The following is a 580-nucleotide window of genomic DNA, read 5'->3' on the forward strand; positions in this document are numbered from 1 at the left end:
TACTTCCTCTTGGACGTCCTCGAGTTGCGGGCGCTAGACCGGCGCTTCATAGGCCACTAGGACCCGCCCCGCGCCCCGCCCAGGATCACCGGATACTTCGCGGCCAGATCGCGGGCGTTGAGCTCCTGCAGGTTCTCCTTCATGATCACTGTGGACTTCACCAGCAGCCCGGACATGCCGATCACGTCCGCCCGGTGCTCCTCGGCCGCCTCCACGATCGCCGAGACCGGCTGCTTGATCCCGAGGTTGACCACGTTGTAGCCGTTGTTGGACAGGATGATGTCGACCAGGTTCTTGCCGATGTCGTGCACGTCTCCGCGCACCGTGGCCAAAACGATCGTGCCCTTGCCCTCGGCGCCCTCGACCTTCTCCATGTGGGGCTCCAGATAGGCGACGGCCGTCTTCATCACCTCGGCCGACTGCAGCACGAACGGCAGCTGCATCTGCCCGGAGCCGAACAGCTCCCCGACCACCTTCATGCCCGCCAGCAGGGTGTCGTTGACGATGTCCAGGGCCGGACGCTCGGCCAGGGCCTCGTCCAGGTCGGCCTCCAGACCGTTGCGCTCCCCGTCGATGATCC

The 580-nt window shown here is 65.7% G+C and carries 1 pseudogene; it reads right to left on the reverse strand.

Annotated features, from left to right (window positions below):
• Positions 1–128: 128 nt before the first annotated feature.
• Positions 129–580 (reverse strand): annotated as a pseudogene (locus L7D48_RS12535) (B12-binding domain-containing protein); the annotation flags it as partial.

Source organism: Streptomyces sp. ICN903 (assembly GCF_022015835.1).
GTDB lineage: Bacteria > Actinomycetota > Actinomycetes > Streptomycetales > Streptomycetaceae > Streptomyces > Streptomyces fenghuangensis.